This window comes from Enterococcus mundtii, from assembly GCF_013394305.1.
Classification (GTDB): Bacteria; Bacillota; Bacilli; order Lactobacillales; family Enterococcaceae; genus Enterococcus_B; species Enterococcus_B pernyi.
Map to the genome: position 1 here is coordinate 1,885,331 of NZ_AP019810.1, position 22,760 is coordinate 1,908,090.

Genomic DNA, 22,760 nt, shown 5'->3' on the forward strand with positions numbered 1-22,760 from the left:
CTTCTCGCCTTAGTTGATACAGTCACTGGGCTAGATAGTTTTCATCTATATGTAGTATAGGTGGAGTACGTGCGGGTTCTATCAAAAGAACTCGTTTTTTTATTGCCGTTCATTCGGTAAGCTTTTCTTTCTCTCATAATATTTGGAGGTGAATGACCATAGCAAAGGATATGATGGTTAACGACGGCATTCGTGCACGTGAATTACGATTGATCGGTTCAGATGGTGAGCAATTAGGAGTTAAGTCAAAAGCAGAAGCATTGCAAATTGCAGAACAATCAAACTTGGATCTTGTGTTAGTTGCTCCAGGTGCGAAACCACCAGTAGCGCGAATCATGGACTACGGAAAATACCGTTTCGAGCAACAAAAGAAAGACCGCGAAGCGCGTAAAAAACAAAAAGTGATCAATGTAAAAGAAGTTCGTTTAAGTCCAACGATTGATTTGAATGACTTCAATACAAAACTTCGTAATGCACGTAAGTTCTTAGAGAAAGGCGATAAAGTGAAAGCTTCTATCCGTTTCAAAGGCCGTGCCATTACCCACAAAGAAATTGGTCAAAAAGTCTTGGATCGCTTAGCTGAAGAAACTGCTGATATTGCAACAGTGGAACAAAAAGCGAAAATGGACGGACGCAGCATGTTCTTGACGCTGGCACCGAAAAACGACAGTAAGTAATTTGAATGACTAACTGATTGTTGGACAGTCAATAGTCGGATAACGAAAGATTTTGAGGAGGAAATATAGTCATGCCAAAACAAAAAACACACCGCGGATCAGCAAAACGTTTCAAACGTACTGGTAAAGGCGGATTGAAACGCTTCCGTGCGTTTACAAGTCACCGTTTCCACGGCAAAACTAAAAAACAACGCCGTCAATTACGTAAAGCGCGCATGGTTTCTAGTGGCGATTTCAAACGTATTCGTCAACAACTAGCAAAAATGAAATAAGAACGTAAAATAATTGAAATTTAAAGATTTATTTTTATTAGGAGGAATTATACATGGCACGTGTAAAAGGTGGAACAGTAACTCGTAAACGTCGCAAAAAAATGCTGAAATTAGCAAAAGGTTACTACGGTTCAAAACACACTTTATTTAAAACAGCAAAAGAACAAGTAATGAATTCATACAACTACGCATATCGCGATCGTCGTCAAAAGAAACGCGACTTCCGCAAATTGTGGATCGCTCGTATCAACGCAGCGGCTCGTATGAATGGCTTAAGCTACTCAAAATTGATGCACGGTTTGAAATTAGCTGAAATCGACATCAACCGCAAAATGTTAGCTGACTTGGCTGTCCATGATGCAGCAGCATTTACTGCATTAGCTGACCAAGCAAAAGATGCTTTAGCTAAATAAGCGCTAGAATAGCTAAACACATCCAGGTTTTCTGGATGTGTTTTTTTATATCTAACAAACTTCAATAAAATTTCTGTTATGTACAAATAAATTGAAATAACCAAATAGATAAAGTACATGATATTTTTTTGAAAAGAAAGGTGACCATAGCTCATTTTTTGTCTTAGATAATGAATCTTTGTATATAGTTATCTGACTGAAATATTTTTTCAAAAAACATTTCAGTAGCTCGTAATGAATCTTTTTTAATCATATGTACTTATTCTGTCGTTGATATTTAATGAGAGCGGTTTCTTTATAGGGTAAAATGAAGCAACTGATATATCAGTGGGATGAAATAGAATGGAGTGAGTCTATGAGCGAAATGATTATTGGCATGTTGTTGATTTTGTCGTTCTTTTTTATGGTTTGGTATTGTGTCAAAGGACTTAATTTGATGGTTGGTTTAGCGATCATGGCGACGATTTGGATGGGATTGGCGCTGATTGGTAATTTTTTCTCACCGAATGCCGCAATGGAAGGACAGTCAGTCATTGATGTGTTGACCCATGTATATGCTACTGGTCCAGCGGAATATGCGAAATCGATTTTAGTGAATGTATTCTTTGGTGCTTTTTTTGGTCGAGTATTGGTAGATAGTGGGATAGCGGCTACATTGATTCGAAAAGTCGTAGAGCTTGGCGGTGATAAACCGCGGATCACGATGAGCCTTTTATGTCTTGTAACGTCAATTATTTTTATGTCGATGACCGGGATCGGCCCAGTGATTTCAATTGCCGTGATCGTTTTACCGATTTTGATGTCGTTAGGAATTGCTGCACCTGTTGCTCTATTTGCATTCATGGGTTCGATTATGGCAGGGATCTTTGCAAATATTGTCAATTTCAAGCAATACCAAACGATCTATGCAGGGTTTAATTCTGCGGCTGAAAATTATACATACAATGATTACTTTCAAATCGGAATGATTGGCATGATCGTAAGTTTAGTAATCGTTTTGCTTGTAGCTAATATATCAATGAACACGAAGAAACGCTATGCAATGGCAGCTGAACTTCCACGAGAAGGTGGGGAAGCGCCAATGATTTCTTGGTTGGCAGTCGTTATTCCTGTGTTGGGAGTGGTGTTATTAGAAATTCCGATTATTCTTGGTTTCATGTTGGCAGGGATCTGGGCGTTGCTATTTACTGGGAAATTACGTGGTGGATACAAGGAGATCTGTCGGCAATTCGCTAAATTATTTACAGATGGAGCAACAGATGTAGCACCGATGGTTGGCTTTTTGATGACTTTAGCGATGTTCAATAATTCGGCGGTATATGCTTCTTCTTATTTCTCTGCGATTTTGGGAGACTTTATTCCCCAGACACCTTTTGTGTTGGCACTTGCCTTTGCATTGTTGACGCCTCTAGGTTTTTTCCGTGGTCCGTTGAGTCTAGTCGGTTCGGGATCAGCGATTTTAGCAGTAGTTTTAGCAGTCAATCCGACAATGCCTGTGGCCTTCTTATTTCCGTTATTTGCGACGACGACCATTGCGCCACAGCATTTAGATATCACTCAATCCTGGATTGCATGGGGATTAGGGTATACAAAGGTTTCCTCTCGTGAATTCATGAAAAAATCGATTCCGACAGGGTGGGCGATCGGTGTGATCGTCTGTATCTTGACGTTGATCCTTTATGGTAATTTTTGATAGGTATAGAAAGTAAAAAATTTGGAGGATGCAAAATGAAGCGTGCAGTAAGAATGGGCATTGATGTAGGCGGTACCCATACAAAAGCAGTCGCAATCGACAATGCGACACATGAAGTCATCGGTAAATCATCTGTTAAAACAACGCATCACCATCCAGAGGGTGTAGCTGCAGGGGTCGTACAATCGTTCCAAAATTGTTTGCAAGAAAATCAGATCAGCCCCGAGGATGTTGTTTTTGTCGCGCATTCTACAACTCAAGCAACGAATGCCTTGATTGAAGGAGATGTGGCAAAAGTAGGAGTGATCGGAATGGCAAAGGGCGGGTTCGAAGGTTTTTTGGCAAAAAGACAAACTCGATTAGCACCGATTGATTTAGGGAATAATCGAAAAATAGACATTGCAAATGTGTTCTTGCCAATCAAACAATTGACAAATGAACGAGTGTTAGAGACGATTGCTACACTTAAAAAAGAACAGGCGGAAGTTTTAGTTTCTTCCATGGCTTTTGGCGTAGATAATAGTGAACCAGAACAAGTCATCTATTCACTTGCTTCGGAACAAGGGATACCAACAACGATGGCTTCTGAAATCACAAAGCTTTATGGTTTGACGAGACGAACACGAACGGCAGCGATCAATGCCTCGATTTTACCTAAAATGTTAGAAACAGCGACATCAACTGAACGTTCCGTTCGAACTGCCGGTGTCAATGTTTCTTTGATGATCATGCGTGGTGATGGTGGTGTAATGGAAATTGCTGAAATGAAGAAGCGACCAGTATTAACGATGCTTTCAGGTCCAGCTGCCTCTGTCATGGGTTCTTTGATGTATTTACGTGCCTCGAATGGTGTGTATTTTGAAGTTGGAGGGACAACGACTAATATTGGTGTTATCAGGAATGGGCGTCCAGCCATCGATTACTCAGTGGTCGGCGGTCATGCGACCTATATTTCATCGTTAGATGTTCGTGTCTTAGGTGTGGCCGGTGGTTCAATGGTTCGGGCAGATCGCACAGGGATCCTTGATGTGGGACCACGTTCAGCCCATATTGCTGGATTGGATTATGCTGTATTCACACCGATTGAAAAAATCGATCAACCGAAAATCGTTTTTTTCTCACCCATTGAGGGAGATCCGGCTGATTATGTCAAAGTGATTTTGGCAGACGGAAAAGAGGTCACTATTACCAATACATGTGCAGCGAATGTTCTTGGGCTTGTCCAAGAAGAACACTTTTCTTATGGTGATCCACAAGCCGCAAGAAAAGCCATGGAAGCTTTAGCAGCTTATTGTCAGACTTCTGTGGAAGATATCGCTGAGCAGATCATGGCAAAAGCTTATGCCAAAATCGAACCAGTGATTTTGGAACTGGCAGAAAAATATCAATTGGAAAAAGAGCAAATCTCCTTGGTTGGGGTAGGCGGTGGAGCAGCGTCCTTGATTACTTATTTTAGTCAGAAAATGGGTGTTAAGTATTCAATACCAGAAAATGCGGAAGTGATCTCATCTATCGGTGTGGCATTAGCGATGGTGAGAGATGTGGTTGAACGAATCATTCCTTCTCCAAGTAAAGAAGATATTCGAGGATTGAAAAATGAAGCGATGAATAAAGCAATCGAATCTGGCGCTACACCAGAATCGATTGAGGTCCATGTTGAAATTGATCCACAGACATCGAAAGTGACGGCAATTGCTACAGGTTCAACGGAAGTCAAAGCGACTGATTTAACAAAGCAGATCAGTGAAACAGAGGCGTTGACATTAGCTGCAGAAGATTTACGGATGTCCCTCAAAGATGTTCGTTTATTAGCGAATACTGACTACTTCTATGTGGTTGGGGAAAATAGTCCAGAACATTCAATCGGCGCATTACGGATCATCGACCAAAAAGGATTCATCAAAGTTCAAAGAGGGTATGCAAAATGTCTGAAAACTACAGCTGAACAGTATCTCTCCGCTGTCCAACAATTATGGGAAGAACTTGCGGTCTATCAGACGGAGCTGATTGCTCGACCGGAATTTTATCTATGTATCGGCGCGCGTGTCGCAGATTTTTCAGCGACAGAATTTGAACAACTACAACTCTTGATGGAGTTAGAAATCGCGATGTTGGAACCAGCGGAAGAAGTGATCGTGATTGCGGGAAATATCAAGCAAAAGTAAACTAGATGAGTTGATTTCAAAATTAATGACGATTTCTGATAAACAGTGGTGTGATTATCAATTTAAACGAGAGATTTTAGTAGGGAAACTCTCACTTTCTGAGCAACGAGCATGGGGAGAACTGGCGAGACAATGTGGAGAAAGGTTAGCAGAACTGATTTATCGAAAGTACCATACAAGAAATATTCATGCGCTTTGTCGTACATTAAATGTCGCTATCTCCTATGGAGAAACAGCATGGCGGAATGATCGTTTGACACTCGCCACTTACGATGAAACAACGGGGATCTGTTTAATGACAGAACCAATCCAGAAGTTTGAACAGGAAAAGATCACTGCTCTCCCACTGGAACAAGTGACTTCTTTGATTTTAGCACATGAATTGTATCATCATCTTGAAACATGCGATCCTACATTGTATACCCAACAGAAAACTGTAGAACTATGGCGATTTTTTGGGTATCGCCATCAGTCTAAGATCCGAACATTGAGTGAGATTGCAGCGATGAGCTTTTCGGAGAAGTTGAATAACGTAGGATTTTCACCATATGTGTTAGAAGTCGCTATGATTTGGCCGTATGATCCTCTACTCTGTGAGCGACTTGTTCAGTCATTGTAAATCTATTTGAATAAGGCAAAAGAAGGCGCAAACGTTCCTAAAAATTGCGGAGCGTTACGCCTCTTTTGAATCATCCTTCAGAGGATGCTTCAAAATAATTCGGATAATGAAGGATCACTTGTTCTTGTTCCTCAATGATCATATGGAGGTGGAGGTTACAAAGAAATCCCACTTCATCAAGTGCGTGTTCTTTCATGGCTCTCAATAAGATTTGATGTTCATCTAATACACGGCCCCAATCTAATTCAGAAATCGTCAAACGCAACCAACGGAAACGATCTAAGTGAGTGCTATAGCTTTCAAGCCAAGTCCATATTTCTTCTTTCCCCGCAACTTTGTAACACATTTGGTGAAAGGCTTTATCCAAAAGAAAGAAGGTTTTTTTGTCTTGTGCCAAGATGGCTTGATCCGTCTGTTCTAAAATCATCTCCAAGCGTTGATGAGCGGTATCGTTCATTTTAGCACTGCACTCTTGTAAAATCGGTTGTTCTAATTTTTCTCGCATGTAACGTGCCAAGTCTGCGGAACGTATGTCGATTTTTGAGATATATGTACCGGATTGAGGAATTGTTTTGATCAATTCCTGATTTCTAAGTTGGATCAATGCTTCTCGAATTGGCGTGCGTCCAATCGTTAGTTGTTCTTCTAAGATTCTGTCGGAAATCTTACTCCCTGGAGCTAATTCAGAATAGATGATTTGTTGTCTGATAGCTTCGTATGCTTGTTGTTGCAAATTGTTCCCCATAGAACACCCCTTTCAAAAAGTTATATCCAGTATAGCATATCCTTTACTAGGAACAGAATAAGGGAGGAAGCAATAGGAACAGCGAACGGAAACACAAAAATAGAGCCGCAAACAATTGGTTTGTCGACTCTTTTCAATACATATCCATAGTGCGAACATCTCATCCTTTCACGAAAGCAACAGTCAATCTGGGCGAACTTCCTGCAGTTGTTTGACACGACCACCGATTTGATTGGCAAAGGTTTCTGATTCTTTTTTGTCTTTGAAGACAAGCAAGTTTTCCGGGTTTTTTTCACGTGTGCGACAGCCAGTTTTATCAATATAACCGTGTAGTACTTTCACGACATACATCATAATCACCTGCTTTTTTTCTTTCCATTATACAAATCGGGGGTTAAAAGGCAAGAATAAACACTTATTTTTTATTTTATTTTATTTTATTTTATTTCTGTTGCAGAATCAGGGGCTGCGTCGATGTTTGCATAAGTTTTAAACAGACTATCCAAGCTAGGGTTGACACGGCTTAGTTTGACTAAACGTTGATTTTCTGCAAGTAAGAAACAGTGCTGGCTTGTACCGGTCGTCCGTAAACGCTGATCTTCTGTGTCGTAGATCTCATAACGGAAATTCAAGCGTGTGCCTGTGTAGCTTTCGATAATCGATTGGATCAAGATTTTGTCCCCATAACGGATCATCTCTTTGTATTCGCAACTTACGCCTAGTACAGGGATGATGATGCCTTGTTCTTCGATTTTCTTGTAACTAAAATCCAAGTGTTCTAACAAGGCAACACGTGCTTCTTCGAACCAGCGGATATAGTTGCTGTGGTGAATGATACCCATTTGATCGGTTTCATAATAAAAAGGCTCTCTAAGGTAGCCGGTATATTTTTCCATTGTTATGCTCCTTCTTATCTTTGACTAAAATAATGCATCCATTTTGGGATGTACTGACTGATTTGAGTCGGTAAAACGACATACTGCTCTTTTGCTAATTGATCGCCGATAAAGCTATGCAAATAGACAGCGGCACTGATCGTTTGGTCATTTTTTGGAAACTGAGCTAAAAAACCAGCAATCATGCCAGCTAACGTATCCCCCATACCACCTGTTGCCATAGCTGGTGTACCTGCTGTATTGTAATAGATGCCATTTTGCCCATAGATCGTTGTTTGATGACTTTTTAAAACCAGAGATGCCCCTAATTCTTGTTGCTTCTGCTGATTATTCTCTTCAGATTGCTCATCTAAACGCAATCCACTGACGCGTTGCCATTCCATTTGATGGGGTGTGAGAACGGTATGCTCTGGATAAGGAAGCTCCAGCGAATACGTAGCGAGCAGTGTCAAAGCAGAACCATCAATGACTAACCATTGTTTTTCTGTTTGATTTGTCAGGACAAATTGCAGAAGTTCAAGGCTTTGTTGGTTGGTCCCTAATCCCGGACCAATCAGTAAGACATCGGCATCTTCAAAAGCCGAATGCCATGTTTCTTTATTTGTCCAATCCCCTACCATTGCCTCTGGTAAATGACTATGGACGGTCACGTGATTATTAGGATCTGTTACAACAGTTGTCAAGCCAGCCCCACTATGGACAGCTGCTAAAGCGCTCATGATGATCGCACCGCCAAACTGTTCATTTCCGCCAATCAGTACGACTTTTCCAAACGTACCTTTATGGGATTCCACAGGACGAGGAGTAATCACTTGTTGGAGTAATCGTTCATTTAATTCCATGAGAAAACCTCCTTTTTTTCATTATAGCCCATAATATTTAGGGAAAAAACTGTTTCGTTTATCCGTTGTCTGATTTTTTAAACAATTTGTCTGATTTATGTTATGATGAACTCGTAGACTGAATGAGTGGAGGAGTAACTTTATGACAATCAATTGGCAAAAAGAAGTCGAAGCACGTAAAGAAGACTTGCTTGAAGACTTAAAAAATCTTTTACGCGTAAGCAGTGAACGTGATGATTCAAAAGCAACTGCAGATGCACCATTTGGACCTGGGCCTCGTGACGCATTGAAACACATGCTTGCTTATGGTGAACGTGATGGCTTCGTTGTAAAAAACGTGGACAATTACGCAGGACACATCGATCTAGGTGAAGGAGACGAAACCTTAGGGATTTTTGGGCATATGGATGTTGTGCCTGCTGGCGATGGTTGGGATACTGATCCTTACGAACCAGTGATCAAAGACGGAAAAATCTTTGCTCGTGGGTCAAGTGATGACAAAGGACCAAGTATGGCTGCCTATTATGCGATGAAAATCATCAAAGACCTAGATTTAGAATTATCGAAAAAAGTTCGCTTTGTCGTAGGTAGTGACGAAGAAAGTGGTTGGGCAGATATGGCTTACTACTTTGAACATGAAGAAGAACCTGATTTCGGTTTCTCACCAGATGCGGAATTTCCGATCATCAACGGAGAAAAAGGCAATGTTTCTTTCGGATTCCGTTTTAAAGGCGATAATGCCGGTGACTATGTATTGAAATCATTTACGTCAGGTTTACGTGAAAACATGGTGCCAGGAACAGCGATTGCAAAAATCGAAGTACCAAGCGCAGATGCAGCAGTTGCTTTAGAAAAGGCATTTTATGAATTTGTTGAAGCAAACCCAATCAACGGTTCGATCGAAGCAGAGCATACATTTGTTACGATCAACGTAGTCGGAAAAGGAGCACATGGCGCAAGCCCACAATCTGGGATCAATGCCGGCTCTTTCTTAGCGAGCTTCCTTGATGATTATGAATTTATTGGTGCAGCTAAACAATTCATCCATGTGGCAGCTACTTACGTCCATGAAGACTTTTATGGTGAGAAATTAGGCGTTGCCCACGAAGACGAAAAAATGGGTAAACTAACAATGAACGCTGGGTTGTTTGCGTTTAAAGAAAATGGTTCAGAAGACGATAACTATATCAACATGAACTTCCGTTTTCCTAAGGGCACAACCACAGATGAATTAGAAAGCAAACTGAACAAAACAGTAGCAGACGAAGGTGCGTCAGTTACTCGTGGTGCCCGTGTAATGGAACCACATTATGTACCAATGGATGATCCGTTGGTTGAAACATTATTACAAGTCTACGAAGATCATACCGGCGAAAAAGGCTACGAACAAATCATCGGTGGCGGCACATACGGACGCTTATTAAAACGCGGTGTTGCGTATGGCGCAATGTTTCCAGGCTACACAGATACAATGCACCAAGCAAATGAATTTATGAGTCTAGATGACTTATTCCGTGCTACAGCGATTTATGCAGATGCCATCTACCGTTTGGCAAAGTAAATCATCTTTATTCGTACTTCAACATTCATTACAAAAGTCAGAAATAGTTGTACGCCTATCTTAGATATAACATGATAAAATCATTAGGCAACAAATGACAAAGACTTGAGTGACACCTGGCCTTCAGAGAATTGGGCTTCTCTGAAGGCTTTTTTTGGATTCCAAAAAGCGGATATGTTAATAATTGAATAAACGTCTTCCTGACTAGTCATTTGTTTATTTGTTAGTTAAAGTTGTAAAGGTTATTTACATTTTCTTGTTATTCTATTAATATAATAAGTGTATACAAATTTTTGGGGGGTGAAATGAATATGCCTAAATACATCGAAATTGCTCGTTCTTTGAAAAATAAGATTATCGAGGGTGAATTTAAAGAAGGCGAGCTATTACCAAACCAAGAAGCATTGGCAAAAACCTATAATACGAGTCGAGTAACTGTCAGAAAAGCGATACAGTTATTGATTGATGAATCTTTGCTTTACACAAGACGGGGATCGGGGACATATGTTAGGAGCAACATAAAAAAGGACAATGAGAGTGTGACCCAGATCAATAGCGTATTTGGGACTTCTGCTCAAGAAGGGACGGCGGTGACTAGTAAAATCATCCGCTTTGATGTGCGTTTTCCCACTTCTTATGAGTCTGAAGAATTGAAAATAAAGGCGACTGATCCGGTCTATGATATTAAACGAGTGAGATATGTCAATGAAGAGGCGAGAAGTATAGAGACATCTATCATGCCTCTTAAGTACATCAAAAATTTGGACGAAGAGATTTTAAAGGGGTCCATCTATAACTATATCAGAGAAGAGTTAGGTTATGTGGTTAGTGCGGCCCGTCGAGTGATCATTGCTTCAAAGGCAAATCATTTAGATAGTGAAGAGTTTGAGATCGAGGTAGGCGACCCGATTTTGGAAACCAATCAGATCGTCTTTTTTGATGATGGTACGCCGTTTGATCTATCTAAGACAAGATATCCCTATACGTCAGGAAAAATAGTAGCAGACATCAATTAGATCATAATGTTTAAAAGACTGTGCTTGTCACGATCAAGTGTGGTCTTTTTTCTTTCGTCGACAAATAAGTATATACTAATTTTAATTATGTATTTACAAAAGTTATTGCAGGTGATATTCTGTATTAGAAGTTGATATACAACTTTAGACAATTCAGGAGGCATAAATAAATGGATGAGAAAAAAAGGGAAGCTTTGATGGGAAGATTTGTTTTAACAGCTCAAAAAATCGGCAATCAAATTTATTTAAGAACACTGCGTGATTCATTTGCTACTATCATGCCTTTATTTATTTTAGCAGGTATTGCTATTTTAATTAATTCGGTAGTGTTAGATCCGTCAGGTTGGTTCCAAAATATGATTAGCGCGGACACAATGGCATCTTGGCAAAACTGGGGATCGATCATTACGAACTCGACCCTTAATATCACTGGGATTATTCTTGTACTCACCATTGGCTATTTCTTGTCAAAAAATAGAGGGTTTGATAATCCAATCGGCGTTGTGATCGCTGTTGTTCCAGCATTTTTGACGTTACTCCCAACAATGATCGAGACAACACCGATCAATGCGGAAACGGCTGTGGAAATCAGTGGAGTCATCAGTTACGGAAATATTGGTTCAAAAGGAGTATTTGCTGCAATCATTACTGGATTATTGGCAACAGAGCTATACATTCGTCTGACACGTTCTAAAAAGTTGCAAGTCAACTTAGGAGATAGTGTTCCGCCAGCAGTAGGAAAATCTTTTAACACGATGTTCCCATTGATCATTGTCGTTTCATTGTTTGCCTTTGCTTCATTTTTGATCCAACTAACAGGAAATGATTTTATGAGAATCATTGAGCAATTCATCCAAGAACCGTTACGTGGTGTAGGTACTTCATTTATTGGTTACTTATTTTTAGTTTGTTTTGGCAACTTACTATTTTCTTTCGGTATTCACCAATCTGTCATCACTGGTCCGATCCTAGATCCATTATTGATGGTAAATATGAATGAGAATATGGCAGCTACTGCGAATGGTGAGGCTGCTCCTCACATCATCAACTCAGCGTTCCACCAAGTATATGGCGCTTTGATGGGGGGAACTGGTTCGACCATTGCTTTAGTGATAGCAATATTGATTTTTAGTCACTATCAAGCATATAAAGATTTATCTAAGTTGGCGTTAGGCCCTAATATTTTCAACATCAATGAACCTGTGATTTTTGGATTACCGATCGTCTTCAACTTACCGATGATCATTCCTTTTGTATTATCACCGATCGTAGGTACGACCATTGGCTATTTAGCAACATCGATGGAACTAGTTAATCAATGTGTGGTTCCAATTCCATGGACGACACCACCATTTTTAAGTGGATTTTTAGCAACAGCAGGTGATTGGCGAGCAATTGTTGTTCAAGCAGTTATTATCGTTGCGTTAGTCTTCTTCTATCTTCCATTCTTGAAAATCAGTGAACGGGTTGCTCGTATAAATGCTGAGATGAGTCTTTCTTAAACGATTGCTAAAAGGAAATAGACAAATGATAAATAGAACGATGATTGGGATGATAAGATGGTAAAGGAAAAATTTTTCTGGGGAGATTCCTCCTCAAGTATGCAAACTGAAGGTGCTTGGAAGGAAGGCGGAAAAGGATTGTCTGTTTATGACGTTCGTGAAGCGACTGAAACTACTTCAGATTGGAAACATGGGATTGATCGCTATCATAGATATGAAGAAGATCTTGATTTGATGCAAGAAATGGGTATGAATTTTTATCGCTTTCAAACTTCTTGGTCACGTGTCAATCCTACAGGTGATGGAGCATTCAATGAAGAGGGTCTCTTATTTTATGATCATTATATCGATGCGATGCTAAAACGGAATATTGAACCCATGCTATGTCTCTATCATTTTGATATGCCACTCCATCTTGCACAAAATTACGATGGTTTTATGAGTAAACACGTCGTAGATGCTTTTGTGGAATATGGGAAAAAAATGGTGGATCGTTACAAGAATAAAGTCAAGTATTGGGTAACTTTCAATGAACAAAACTTGTATTCAACACCGTTGGCACTATTATACGGGGGAACATTGAATACTGAAAATACAACGGATAACATTCATCAAATCGCGCATAATATCATGGTCGCACATGCCAAAATCGCCAACTATATCCATGAAACGACAGATGGACAAATCGGTGGGATGTTAGCCTATTCCAATATGTACCCTGCGACAAATCACCCCAAAGATGTATTAATTGCGAGAGAATGGGATGAGTTTATCAACCAGAATCTTTTGGATGCTTTTTGTGGGCGTAGTTATTCGAAACAAGTTTTGACGTTTGAAAAACAGTATTTGAATGTAGACATGACAGAGGAAGAACTTACTGAAATCGGAAGACTAACAAGTGATTATTTAGCGTTCAGTTACTATTGTACAGGAAGTATCAGTCATAAAAATATTCCAGCAGACGTTGCACCAAATTATTATTTGACGTATGGTGAAGTAGAAAATCCATTTGTTTCGATGAATGACTGGAATCTAGGAATTGATCCTCTTGGCTTTAGAGATATCATCAACAAGATGTATCAAAAATACAATCTACCGATTTTTCCCGTTGAAAATGGGATAGGCACGCAGGAAAATTGGGATGGCCATACACCTATTGAAGACGACTACCGCATTTATTACCATGAACAACATATTAAAGCAATGAAAGATGCAATGAGCATTGACGGCTGTGAAGTACTAGGTTATCTTGGCTGGGGATTAATTGATCTACCTAGCTCAAAAGGTGATATGGAAAAAAGATACGGGATGGTTTACGTCAATAGAGGAAATCATGATCTACGTGATATGAAACGCATACCTAAAAAAAGCTTCTATTGGTTCAAGGAATTTTTTCAAAAAGAGCAAGGCTGATAGGATGAGTAAATAATAGCAAAATAGATAGTTGCATGTATTCGCTGGATCAAGTGGATACATGTAGTTTTTTTTGTATATTCTTATTTGTTTGAAGAGTTAAGTGATGAATCAATAATACAGTTAGTCTGCTGAATGTTCACAAGCGACTATCTAGGCGGGATTTTTTACTTTATAGTTTGAAGGAAATACTTTTTTTATTTTCAAAAAAAATTGGTTCATTCTTTCGACATTTATCCAATAGAATAATTATTAAAGGGGGGAATTACGATGGAACACGAAACATTGGAAGGGCTTAGAGAAAGAAAACAGCGTAAATTAGCATCAGTTAAAGAGCAAGCATTAAATGAAGTCGACAGAAATAAAGAAGTAACTAAAGATAGTAAAGAAGTATTACACAGTGGTGATTCTCAGACTATTGTGCAAAGCGAAAAAAATAAAGAGAGATAAATTTTCAAAAATCTAGAATATGAATAGAAGAGACTTGGACGTCCCGCCATCCTGTTCGATTGATACTACTTTCTAGATTTGTATGGTCACAGTGAATCTTAGAAACCAAACTTCTTCGAAAGAAAGGAGAGCGTGATGAGAGAAAAAGATCTAGAAAAGTTAAAAGAGAAAAGAAGACAAAAAATCGAGGGTATCAAACAACGTTCTTTTACAGAAATCAATAAAATCAAAGAGAAAAATATGAAGAAACTTAAACTAGAAAAAATGGACTTTAAAGAAAAAAGAACAAAAGATCAAAAAATGAAGGCTATGTATTATAAAATTTTAAGTCTCTAGAAGCGTTTTTGCATAAGTCGTCAACAATGCACAATCAGCCTCCACACCCAAAATTCTTCAAGTTTTGGATGTGGAGGCTCTTTGTGATGATCGTAAGTTTAAGATAAAACAGCTGCAGCAAGTGCCTGTTGTACAGCGATGATATTCTTATCTTTTCTAAATTGTAACGATTCAGCGGGTAATTCTGCGCTAGAGATCCAAATTTTCAATTCGGCATCTAAATCAAAATGCCCACTTGTTTCAATCGAAAAACGTGAAATCGAACGGTAAGGGATCGATTTATATTCGCTTTTTTTACCGGTCATTCCTTGTTTATCGACGATAATCATCCGACGGTCGGTAAAAATAATCAAATCACGTACTAATTTGAACGCTAACTCTACCTGTTCCATTGGAATCAGGATTTCTTGAACTTCTCTTGTGATATTGGTTGTATCTTTTTGGGTAGCATTTCCCATCAAGCCATCAAATAGTCCCATAAAAGCACTCCTTTAGTCGTAGGATAAAATTATAGTGATACTTCTATTTCATTGTAACAAAGGTTTTGAATGAACGATCAATTTATTCTTCAAAAGAACGAAAAAATTGAAGATGTAGGTCTAAGTTGGATCGATTCATACTAAACAGATGGTTTGAGCTTTGACTTTATTAGTGTTACGGTTGTTATGTAATTAAGAATAGAGGAGGAAAACTATGGGGAAATATGATTTACCGCAAGTAGAAACTCATCTTTATATTAATGGCAAATGGCTTGAAGGCTCTGAAGGAACAGTTGATGTCGTCAATCCAGCAACTGGTGAAACATTAGCAAGCGTTCAACAAGGTGGCGAAAAAGAGACAAAAGAAGCAATCAAGGCTGCCAACAAGGCTTTCGAAGATTGGTCAAGAACAGCACCAAGCGAACGAGCAAAATTAATGAATAAAATGGCTGATCTTGTAGAAGAAGACAGTGAACGTTTAGCAAAAATCATGACGATGGAACAAGGAAAACCGCTTGCTCAAGCGACGGCAGAAATCCAAACAAATGTCGAGAACCTTCGCTGGAATGCAGCGCAAGGTCAACGAATCATGGGAGAAATCATTCCTTCACCTGAAGGAAAACAATGGCAAGCACGTAAACAACCAATTGGTGTCGTCGGTGCCATCACACCATGGAATTTTCCTTCTAATATGATCATTCGTAAAATCTCACCGGCAATCGCCGCAGGATGTACGGTTATCTTAAAACCAGCAAAATCAACACCTTTATCAGCACTTGCGCTGATGGAACTATTCCACAAAGCTGGCTTTCCAGATGGCGTTGTAAATATCGTCATGGGTGATTCCTCAACGATCGGGAAGATTTTATCTGAATCGGATGATATCCAAAAAATCACATTCACAGGCTCAACAGAAGTCGGACAAATTCTAAATGAACAAGCAGCACCTACCTTGAAAAAAGTTTCCATGGAGCTAGGTGGACATGCGCCATTTATTATTTTTCCAGATGCTGATGTAGAATTAGCAGTCGATACATTGATCAAAACGAAATTTATCAACAATGGACAAGTATGTACGTCACCAAATCGAATTTTTATCCATAAAGAAATCAAAGAACAAGCAACAAAATTGATTGTGGAAAAAATCAGAGAAGTGACTGTTGGAAATGGATTAGACGATCCAACTACGGGGCCATTGATCAATGAAGAAGGCGTAAAAAAAGTTGAAGAACAACTAGAAGATGCAGTAGCTAAAGGAGCAGAAATCTTGGCTGGCGGTCATCGTCTAACGGACGGAGAATATGCAAATGGCTTCTTCTTTGAACCGACAGTATTAGATGGTGTAAAAAAGGAAATGGATGTTTTCTACAATGAAACATTTGGACCAGTGATTCCAATCATTACATTTGAAGACGAAGAACAAGTAATCAAAGATGCCAATGATACGATTTTTGGTTTAGCATCGTATTTCTTTGCGACAAATATCCATACGATCAACAATGTAAGCAATAAATTGCAATATGGCATGGTTGGCGTCAATGACACGGCCATCTCAAATTCTGCGACGCCATTTGGGGGAGTCAAACATTCAGGATTTGGCCGTGAGAACGGAACTTTTGGGGTAGAAGAATATGTCGAAGTGAAGTTTGTGACGATCAGTACCGAACAATAAATAAAGTTACTTCTGTCTTACACTCATTCGAGACTAAATAAGAAAATAAAAGTTTTTTCATTTTTATGTTATAAAAAAGCACCTAATAAATGGACTAGTTTGTAGAACTCTAAAAAGTTAAAAATTTAACTTTTTTGGGTGCTATACTTCTAGTAATTTATTAGGTGTTTGTTTTTTCTAAATCAATATCACAAATTCAATTTTTTATCATCTGGTGTAGGTGGGATCAAGGAAGCAACTCCACAAAGGATTGAAAAAACAGTAATGATTTGTCCACGATAAGTGAACCAAAAATGGATTTGAGAATGATTTGCGAGTAAATTGAGCCAAATGTAAGGAGTTAAAGCCATCAAACTGTACAAAAAGAATGTTCGAATTAAATTAGTATATCGATAGGTACGGCTTCTTTTTTTTATCGCTATAGCTAAAAATATGAAGCAGGTGATTCCAAGTATAAGAATCGTTACTCTGGGATACATCAAAATGACATTTTTTCTTAACATTTCTATCCGTTGTAAAGGATAGTCAGTATTTCCTTCTGTACGAAATAGAATTTGGGTGAGAGCATCATGAATGACATTTTTTCTTAAAATAATAGTAGCTAATAACCACTTAGTAAACCAAGTGAGTCCGTAACCAATCGTCCAGAACACACCAGTGAATATGAGACGTTCATATGGTTTTTCTCCATCTTCTTTTTCACTTGTTGGATATTTATTGTTGATATAGTAGTACGTGATCATTGGTATTCCCCAAGAAATCAAAGGAACTGTCAAGAGATCAAAAAAATTAGTTAGTGAACCGACCATGAAAAAGAAAATAAGCATATTTTGAAATTTCTCAATATATTTGGGTTTGCATAACATAAGTAGCATAGCTAAAAGTGTCACGATCCACAGATTTGAAAATTGCATACTAAAGAAAAAAGTAGCTGCATTTCCAACTGCCAATGAAATTAAAAAAGCAATTCCAACATAAATATCACTGCGTTTAATTAGATGATAAGTAGTCAATCCAATTAGTAAGAATAAGACAACTGCGTAAATCGAACGAATACTTCCTAGATTCATGATAATCAGTAAAGGACGTAAAAAGATTAAGTAACCGTGCCAGTATCGAGGATAATTGTCTACATACATCGCATTTTCGAGTATATTTAAGTCGCTTTTTTTAGAGGTTTTACGAATCATTAAGTGATCTGTGAAATTATCAAGTTTGGTCCCATCAGAGTTTCCATGGTTCATTATAGGATACAAACTTTCACTTTCGATTAGACTTAAAGATTTATCTGTGTTCTCTTGTATTAGTTGTTGAGGGATGCTAAATGAAATAGTCAGCAATATACAATAACTGATCAATAAAATTAAAAAAGCCGTAATCGTTTTTTTTAGTAACTTCATGAGAATCTCCTATATCGTGGTTGTTTTATTTTCGTTTTCGAGTAAAAAAGGACTTAGTAAATAAATAGGTAATCCTAAAGCTAGAATAAAAACGTATCGCAAACTGAAAGCAACTGGGGTGGCTATCATAATCGTCAGAAAGACGAGCCCTCCAGGTAGTAATAGGGCTATAGGATATGTGTTTTTCTTGACCAATAATAAAAACAAACTCAATAAAAATAACCACAACAATGTTCCAGAACCCCAAAATTCACGTTGATCAATCATTGTTTGGAGACCAGAGCTACCTGTGTAACGCTCAATTAAATTCGCTTGTTTGATCCCATAACTATTCTCATTTACACGGGTATCTAAGAATCCATAGTTATTTTTAACGCCTGGGGCCCAAAAACCAAATGTTTCTAATATATATGCATCAATGTAAATCTTCAAATTAGAAGGAAGATTTCTAGCCCAGAGCATCAAAAATTCTTTTTTATGCATATTTAAAAATTCGTTATTAAAATTTTTATGCCATTTAACTGGATCAGCTAAGCTAGGTGCATAAGCTTTATAATCTTCAATCGGTAATATCTGACTTAAAAATTCTTGATCTTTTTTTGACAAATGCCCTTCATCTAACACAACGGTTCGAGAAATTTGTTGTAAAGGAATCCCTAATTGTTCTGCGCTTTGTGAGGGAATAGCATAGCGACTCAGCAAGGGTTGGAATACTAAAATTACCAGAAAAAGATAACTCAGTGTAACTTGGATGAATGGTTGATACTTCTTGTTCTTGATTGCGTATGTCCCATAAATTACCAAAGATCCAATTACTACATACAGACCATTATTACGCAAATAAGTAGTTAATAATGCAAATATGATGAAGGATAGTTGCTGTGCAATCGTAGGCTTGTTTTTGTTAGTAATTACATCAAAAAAAGTTAAAGAGAATAACAAACATGCGACAGAAAATAAAATATCTTTTTGCATGTTCAAAACATAGATAGGAAAAACTGGTGCGAGTGAAAAATAACCAAGTGAGATCATCACTGGCACTATTTTTATTTTTTTCTTCATTAACCAGCATAAGGAATAGCTAAGTGCTAAAGAAGTAATCAACGATTGAAACAAGGAGAACAAAAATACACCATGATTAATTGTTATTGGTAAAATATCAATAAAAAATTTAACAATCAACGTAAATAAGATAGGATGATGATTGTTTAAGGCAGTGTCCCCAAGAGCTTGACTGACTGAACTTAATGAATCTGGTAAAACGACACCAGGGTACAACGTAAGAGCATAAGGGGCCCAACATAAGAGCATGATGATCGCAAACAGAAGAAAGAATTTCCATGTAGGCTGCAGGTCTATGTTAGTTCCCCCTAGATAACTGCTGATTTGTATTAAGTACTTGACCATAAAACGTAATATGATCAAAAAATAACAGAATGTTGCTAGAGCTATTAGTATCTGCACAAAACTAAATGGAACGAGTGTTGTTTCTTCATAGCTTGCTGAAACATGTGTAAATTGTATACGACTACCAGTAGCGAGGATGAGAGAAAATAATAACGAGAATAATATGCAAACACCAGTTGTAAAATCAAGCCGCCATGAAAATAAGTCATTCCCTAATTTTTTACCCGTATACCACAATAAATAGACTAAGACAAGAATCAGCAATGGATTTAAAGAACCAAGGCCTAAGGCAGTTAAAAAAGAAATAAGAAATAGTAGCAAGGTCAAAAAAAATATCGGTAGAAGGCGAATCTTTTTTGTTTCCAATGGGAATCCTCCTATCTTGCTTTTCTATTTTGCTGGTACTCATTATAAACATGATATAGGTTCAGTTCATACTCTTTTTTTGCATTGGTTACAACTGTATCTAAGATCATTCCTGTTACTAATGAGAGTAACGCGAGTATCATGAATCCAGTACTTAGAATGGCCGAAGGGACTTTAGTGATAAAGCTCGTCAGCATGAACTCTCGAATAACAGGGATCCCAGTGAACAGACCAGCTAAAAAGAAGATGACTGTCCAGATATTGAAAAATAGGATAGGTTTATAATCTTTACACATTTTAATGATCATCATAATGACTTTGAAGCCATCAGAAAAGGTATTCAATTTTGACTCGCTACCTTCGGGGCGGTCACGATAGTCAATAGGAATTTCAACTAATTTGAATTTTTTATCTAAGGCATGTATGGTCAATTCCGTTTCGATTTGGAAACCAGCACTCATGATTGGGAAGCTTTTAACAAAAATACGGTTGAATCCGCGATAGCCAGTCATCACGTCTCTTATTTTTGTTTTATATAAACGAGTGATCGTATTTTTAACTAAATTATTGCCAAAATCATGGAAGGCACGTTTATTTTCTTCAAAATAAGTGCCATTAGAAAGACGGTCGCCAATAACCATATCAGCTTCGCCAGAACGTAATTTTTCTAAAAGTTCATGTACGGCTTCGGCTGGATAAGTATCATCTCCGTCTACCATCAAATAATAATCAGCATCAATGTCAAAAAACATTTGTCTTATAACATTCCCTTTTCCTTGACGCGGTTCTTTTTTGACGATTGCTCCGCCTTTTACAGCAAGTTCATAGGTTGCATCTGTAGAATTATTATCGTAAACATATATATCAGCTTCTGGTAGTTCTTTTCTAAAATCGGATATAACGTTTGAAATTGTAGCTTCCTCATTATAACAAGGAATCAAGATAGCAATTTTCTCTTGTTGTTCCATTTTTCACTCTCCTAAATAAATTGTCAATTTTGATTTAAGCATAACTTGTTCTAAGTATTTATACCAGTTTTTACGCAAAAAAAGAAGCTCTTATCCATAGGAAAGCCTATTTCTAAGAGAATCTTTTAAAAATGAAATCAAGCATCTGTTCCTTTTTTTCTAGAAATATCTAAAACAGTACCAGTATAGGCATCTGCTAAAAATTCATAATAGACGACTTCACCATCTTCTATGCGAGAAATCCCACCACGATAAGCTTTTGAATGGATTGCAAATTTACGTGTCGGTTCTTTCTCAAAAGAGATCCAGGAGCCTTCAATCGAGCCTTCGTCTAAAAATGCTTCTTTGATGGTAGCTAAGACTTCATCAGCGGACATCGTTTTGTTACGGTTGTACCATAGTGCAGTTGCCACGCCACTTAATAATCCTAAACCAAGTCCGACAGCTAAACCACCTTTGAAATAGGCCTGTTCACTTTCTTCATACATACTGCTTGCCCTCCTTTACAATTACACAAGTTTCTTTGGCTTTATTTTACCACACTATCGGATTTTCTTTGAAATAAATAACCGTTTTGAAATAAAATACGGTATAATGATCACGATAGATTTGTCCAGATGCTATTTTTTTAAGACAAATCAAAGCTGAGATTGAAAGGAGACAAGTCTGAATTATAGACGATCATTATTATGGATGAAAAAACATTTCAACGTATCAAAGAATTAACAGAATTACAAGGAACAAGCGGTTTTGAACAAGATATCCGCGCGTACATGGAACAACACATGGAGCCACTAGTTGATGAATTACAATTAGATGGATTAGGTGGGATCTTTGGATTGCGCCATCACCAAGAAGCGGATGCCCCTCGTGTCATGGTGGCAGCACACATGGATGAAGTTGGTTTTATGTTGACACAAATCCAAGATAACGGATTGTTCAAAGTGGTTCCGCTAGGCGGTTGGAATCCTTATGTAGTGTCGGCTCAACGCTTTACATTGAAGACATCAACAGGGAAAAATTACCCATGTATTTCTTCTTCCGTGCCTCCACATTTATTACGTGGTACAAGCGGTCAAAAGTCAGTCGAAGTAACAGATATTTTATTTGATGCTGGTTTTGAATCAAAAGAAGAAGCAATGAGTTTTGGTGTCCTACCAGGAGATACGATCGTACCTTATGCAGAAACGATCAAAACAGCAAACGGCAAAAATATTATCAGTAAGTCATGGGATAACCGTTACGGTTGTACGATGGTCTTGGAAGCATTAGAAGCCCTAGAAAAAGAAACATTAGGTCATACGCTGATCGCCGGCGCTAACGTCCAGGAAGAAGTTGGTTTACGTGGATCAAAAGCTTCAGTGAACAAATTCAAACCTGATCTATTCTTTGCGGTAGACTGCTCTGCAGCAGATGATACAGTAACGAAAAAAGGCACATTTGGTCATCTAGGAGAAGGCACCTTGATGCGTATCCAAGATCCAGGATTGATCATGTTGCCACGTTTACGTGAATATTTACTAGATATTGCTGAAACAAACAATATTCCATATCAATACTTTGTATCAAAAGGTGGTACCGACGCGGGTGCTGCTCATACACAAAATGAAGGAATCCCAAGTACCGTTATCGGTGTGGTTGGGCGCTATATCCATACGCATCAAACGATGTTTAGTATCCGTGACTTTGAAGCAGCCAGAGAAATGTTGATCCAAACATTGAAGGGCTTAGATAAATCAACGGTGAATACGATCGTTTACGGAAAATAAGTAATCAACGAGTGAAGGCTATCCGCTTTTGCTCGTTTTTTATTTTTTAGATATAGTTTGGTCAGTTTTTTGTAAAGGTGTATAATTTAAGTAAAATAT

Annotated in this window: 23 protein-coding genes and 1 other annotated feature (1 of these 24 cut by a window edge); of the genes, 14 read left to right on the plus strand and 9 right to left on the minus strand. The window is 38.2% G+C overall.

The window, feature by feature from the left end; genetic code table 11:
- Positions 1-109: a sequence feature (ribosomal protein L20 leader region), on the plus strand; it begins 21 nt to the left of the window's first position.
- A 43-nt stretch (positions 110-152) separates the two neighbouring features.
- The 6 genes from infC to HZ311_RS09140 all read left to right on the plus strand — a co-directional run bounded on the left by infC (position 153) and on the right by HZ311_RS09140 (position 5,839).
- Positions 153-677, plus strand: coding sequence for a translation initiation factor IF-3 (infC, locus tag HZ311_RS09115; RefSeq protein WP_010736567.1), 525 nt, complete (start codon positions 153-155; stop codon positions 675-677).
- Positions 678-748: 71 nt separating this feature from the next.
- Positions 749-949 carry a 50S ribosomal protein L35 gene (gene rpmI / locus HZ311_RS09120; RefSeq protein WP_010736566.1) on the plus strand — a complete coding sequence of 67 codons (201 nt, stop codon included), beginning with the start codon at positions 749-751 and terminating at the stop codon, positions 947-949.
- A gap of 53 nt (positions 950-1,002) precedes the next feature.
- Entirely contained in the window at positions 1,003-1,362 is a 360-nt protein-coding gene (rplT, locus tag HZ311_RS09125; protein WP_019723984.1) for a 50S ribosomal protein L20, read from the plus strand.
- 355 nt (positions 1,363-1,717) lie between these two features.
- The gene (locus HZ311_RS09130; RefSeq protein WP_023518969.1) at positions 1,718-3,055 is read left to right on the plus strand and encodes a hypothetical protein; all 1,338 of its coding nucleotides are present in this window, start codon (positions 1,718-1,720) and stop codon (positions 3,053-3,055) included.
- Between the two features lie 35 nt (positions 3,056-3,090).
- Positions 3,091-5,220, plus strand: coding sequence for a hydantoinase/oxoprolinase family protein (locus tag HZ311_RS09135; RefSeq protein WP_010736545.1), 2,130 nt, complete (start codon positions 3,091-3,093; stop codon positions 5,218-5,220).
- On the plus strand, positions 5,195-5,839 hold the full coding sequence (locus HZ311_RS09140) for a hypothetical protein (RefSeq protein ID WP_023518970.1): 645 nt from the start codon (positions 5,195-5,197) through the stop codon (positions 5,837-5,839). The genes HZ311_RS09135 and HZ311_RS09140 overlap by 26 nt, the downstream gene beginning before the upstream one ends.
- Before the next feature lie 70 nt (positions 5,840-5,909).
- On the opposite strand, the gene HZ311_RS09145 is transcribed toward HZ311_RS09140, so the two are convergent.
- The 4 genes from HZ311_RS09145 to HZ311_RS09160 form a co-directional block, all read right to left on the minus strand.
- Positions 5,910-6,584 (minus strand): GntR family transcriptional regulator, encoded by a 675-nt coding sequence (locus HZ311_RS09145; RefSeq protein ID WP_010736543.1) that lies wholly within the window; start codon positions 6,582-6,584, stop codon positions 5,910-5,912.
- A 183-nt stretch (positions 6,585-6,767) separates the two neighbouring features.
- Positions 6,768-6,935: a hypothetical protein gene (locus HZ311_RS09150; RefSeq protein ID WP_019723404.1), complete on the minus strand. Its 168-nt coding sequence runs from the start codon at positions 6,933-6,935 to the stop codon at positions 6,768-6,770.
- An 86-nt stretch (positions 6,936-7,021) separates the two neighbouring features.
- Complete coding sequence (locus tag HZ311_RS09155) at positions 7,022-7,480, minus strand: acyl-CoA thioesterase (protein ID WP_178946635.1); 459 nt, start codon at positions 7,478-7,480, stop codon at positions 7,022-7,024.
- Between the two features lie 14 nt (positions 7,481-7,494).
- Positions 7,495-8,322, minus strand: coding sequence for an NAD(P)H-hydrate dehydratase (locus HZ311_RS09160; protein ID WP_023518972.1), 828 nt, complete (start codon positions 8,320-8,322; stop codon positions 7,495-7,497).
- A 142-nt stretch (positions 8,323-8,464) separates the two neighbouring features.
- On the opposite strand from HZ311_RS09160, the gene pepV reads away from it, so the two are divergent.
- From pepV to HZ311_RS09190, 6 genes are all read left to right on the plus strand, one after another.
- Positions 8,465-9,883, plus strand: a complete 1,419-nt coding sequence (pepV, locus tag HZ311_RS09165; protein ID WP_137071932.1) for a dipeptidase PepV — start codon at positions 8,465-8,467, stop codon at positions 9,881-9,883.
- 311 nt (positions 9,884-10,194) lie between these two features.
- The gene (locus HZ311_RS09170) at positions 10,195-10,899 is read left to right on the plus strand and encodes a GntR family transcriptional regulator (RefSeq protein WP_023518974.1); all 705 of its coding nucleotides are present in this window, start codon (positions 10,195-10,197) and stop codon (positions 10,897-10,899) included.
- A gap of 170 nt (positions 10,900-11,069) precedes the next feature.
- Positions 11,070-12,401 (plus strand): PTS sugar transporter subunit IIC, encoded by a 1,332-nt coding sequence (locus HZ311_RS09175; RefSeq protein WP_023518975.1) that lies wholly within the window; start codon positions 11,070-11,072, stop codon positions 12,399-12,401.
- A gap of 57 nt (positions 12,402-12,458) precedes the next feature.
- A complete protein-coding gene (locus HZ311_RS09180) occupies positions 12,459-13,814 on the plus strand; it encodes a glycoside hydrolase family 1 protein (RefSeq protein ID WP_178946636.1) in 1,356 nt (451 codons plus the stop codon).
- 270 nt (positions 13,815-14,084) lie between these two features.
- Positions 14,085-14,264, plus strand: coding sequence for a hypothetical protein (locus tag HZ311_RS09185; RefSeq protein WP_010736535.1), 180 nt, complete (start codon positions 14,085-14,087; stop codon positions 14,262-14,264).
- Positions 14,265-14,399: 135 nt separating this feature from the next.
- Complete coding sequence (locus tag HZ311_RS09190) at positions 14,400-14,600, plus strand: hypothetical protein (RefSeq protein ID WP_010736534.1); 201 nt, start codon at positions 14,400-14,402, stop codon at positions 14,598-14,600.
- Between the two features lie 98 nt (positions 14,601-14,698).
- On the opposite strand, the gene HZ311_RS09195 is transcribed toward HZ311_RS09190, so the two are convergent.
- Positions 14,699-15,079, minus strand: coding sequence for a PH domain-containing protein (locus HZ311_RS09195; protein WP_010736533.1), 381 nt, complete (start codon positions 15,077-15,079; stop codon positions 14,699-14,701).
- Between the two features lie 214 nt (positions 15,080-15,293).
- On the opposite strand from HZ311_RS09195, the gene HZ311_RS09200 reads away from it, so the two are divergent.
- Positions 15,294-16,751: an NAD-dependent succinate-semialdehyde dehydrogenase gene (locus HZ311_RS09200; RefSeq protein ID WP_178946637.1), complete on the plus strand. Its 1,458-nt coding sequence runs from the start codon at positions 15,294-15,296 to the stop codon at positions 16,749-16,751.
- A gap of 188 nt (positions 16,752-16,939) precedes the next feature.
- Here HZ311_RS09200 and HZ311_RS09205 read toward each other — a convergent pair whose 3' ends face one another.
- The 4 genes from HZ311_RS09205 to HZ311_RS09220 form a co-directional block, all read right to left on the minus strand.
- Positions 16,940-18,151 (minus strand): hypothetical protein, encoded by a 1,212-nt coding sequence (locus HZ311_RS09205; RefSeq protein WP_023518978.1) that lies wholly within the window; start codon positions 18,149-18,151, stop codon positions 16,940-16,942.
- 9 nt (positions 18,152-18,160) lie between these two features.
- A complete protein-coding gene (locus tag HZ311_RS09210; RefSeq protein ID WP_023518979.1) occupies positions 18,161-19,924 on the minus strand; it encodes a DUF6020 family protein in 1,764 nt (587 codons plus the stop codon).
- Between the two features lie 11 nt (positions 19,925-19,935).
- Positions 19,936-20,892 carry a glycosyltransferase family 2 protein gene (locus tag HZ311_RS09215; protein WP_023518980.1) on the minus strand — a complete coding sequence of 319 codons (957 nt, stop codon included), beginning with the start codon at positions 20,890-20,892 and terminating at the stop codon, positions 19,936-19,938.
- Between the two features lie 137 nt (positions 20,893-21,029).
- Entirely contained in the window at positions 21,030-21,380 is a 351-nt protein-coding gene (locus HZ311_RS09220) for a PepSY domain-containing protein (RefSeq protein WP_019724280.1), read from the minus strand.
- A 201-nt stretch (positions 21,381-21,581) separates the two neighbouring features.
- Between HZ311_RS09220 and pepA the strand changes: the two genes are divergently transcribed.
- On the plus strand, positions 21,582-22,661 hold the full coding sequence (gene pepA, locus HZ311_RS09225) for a glutamyl aminopeptidase (protein WP_023518981.1): 1,080 nt from the start codon (positions 21,582-21,584) through the stop codon (positions 22,659-22,661).
- Positions 22,662-22,760 lie beyond the last annotated feature (99 nt).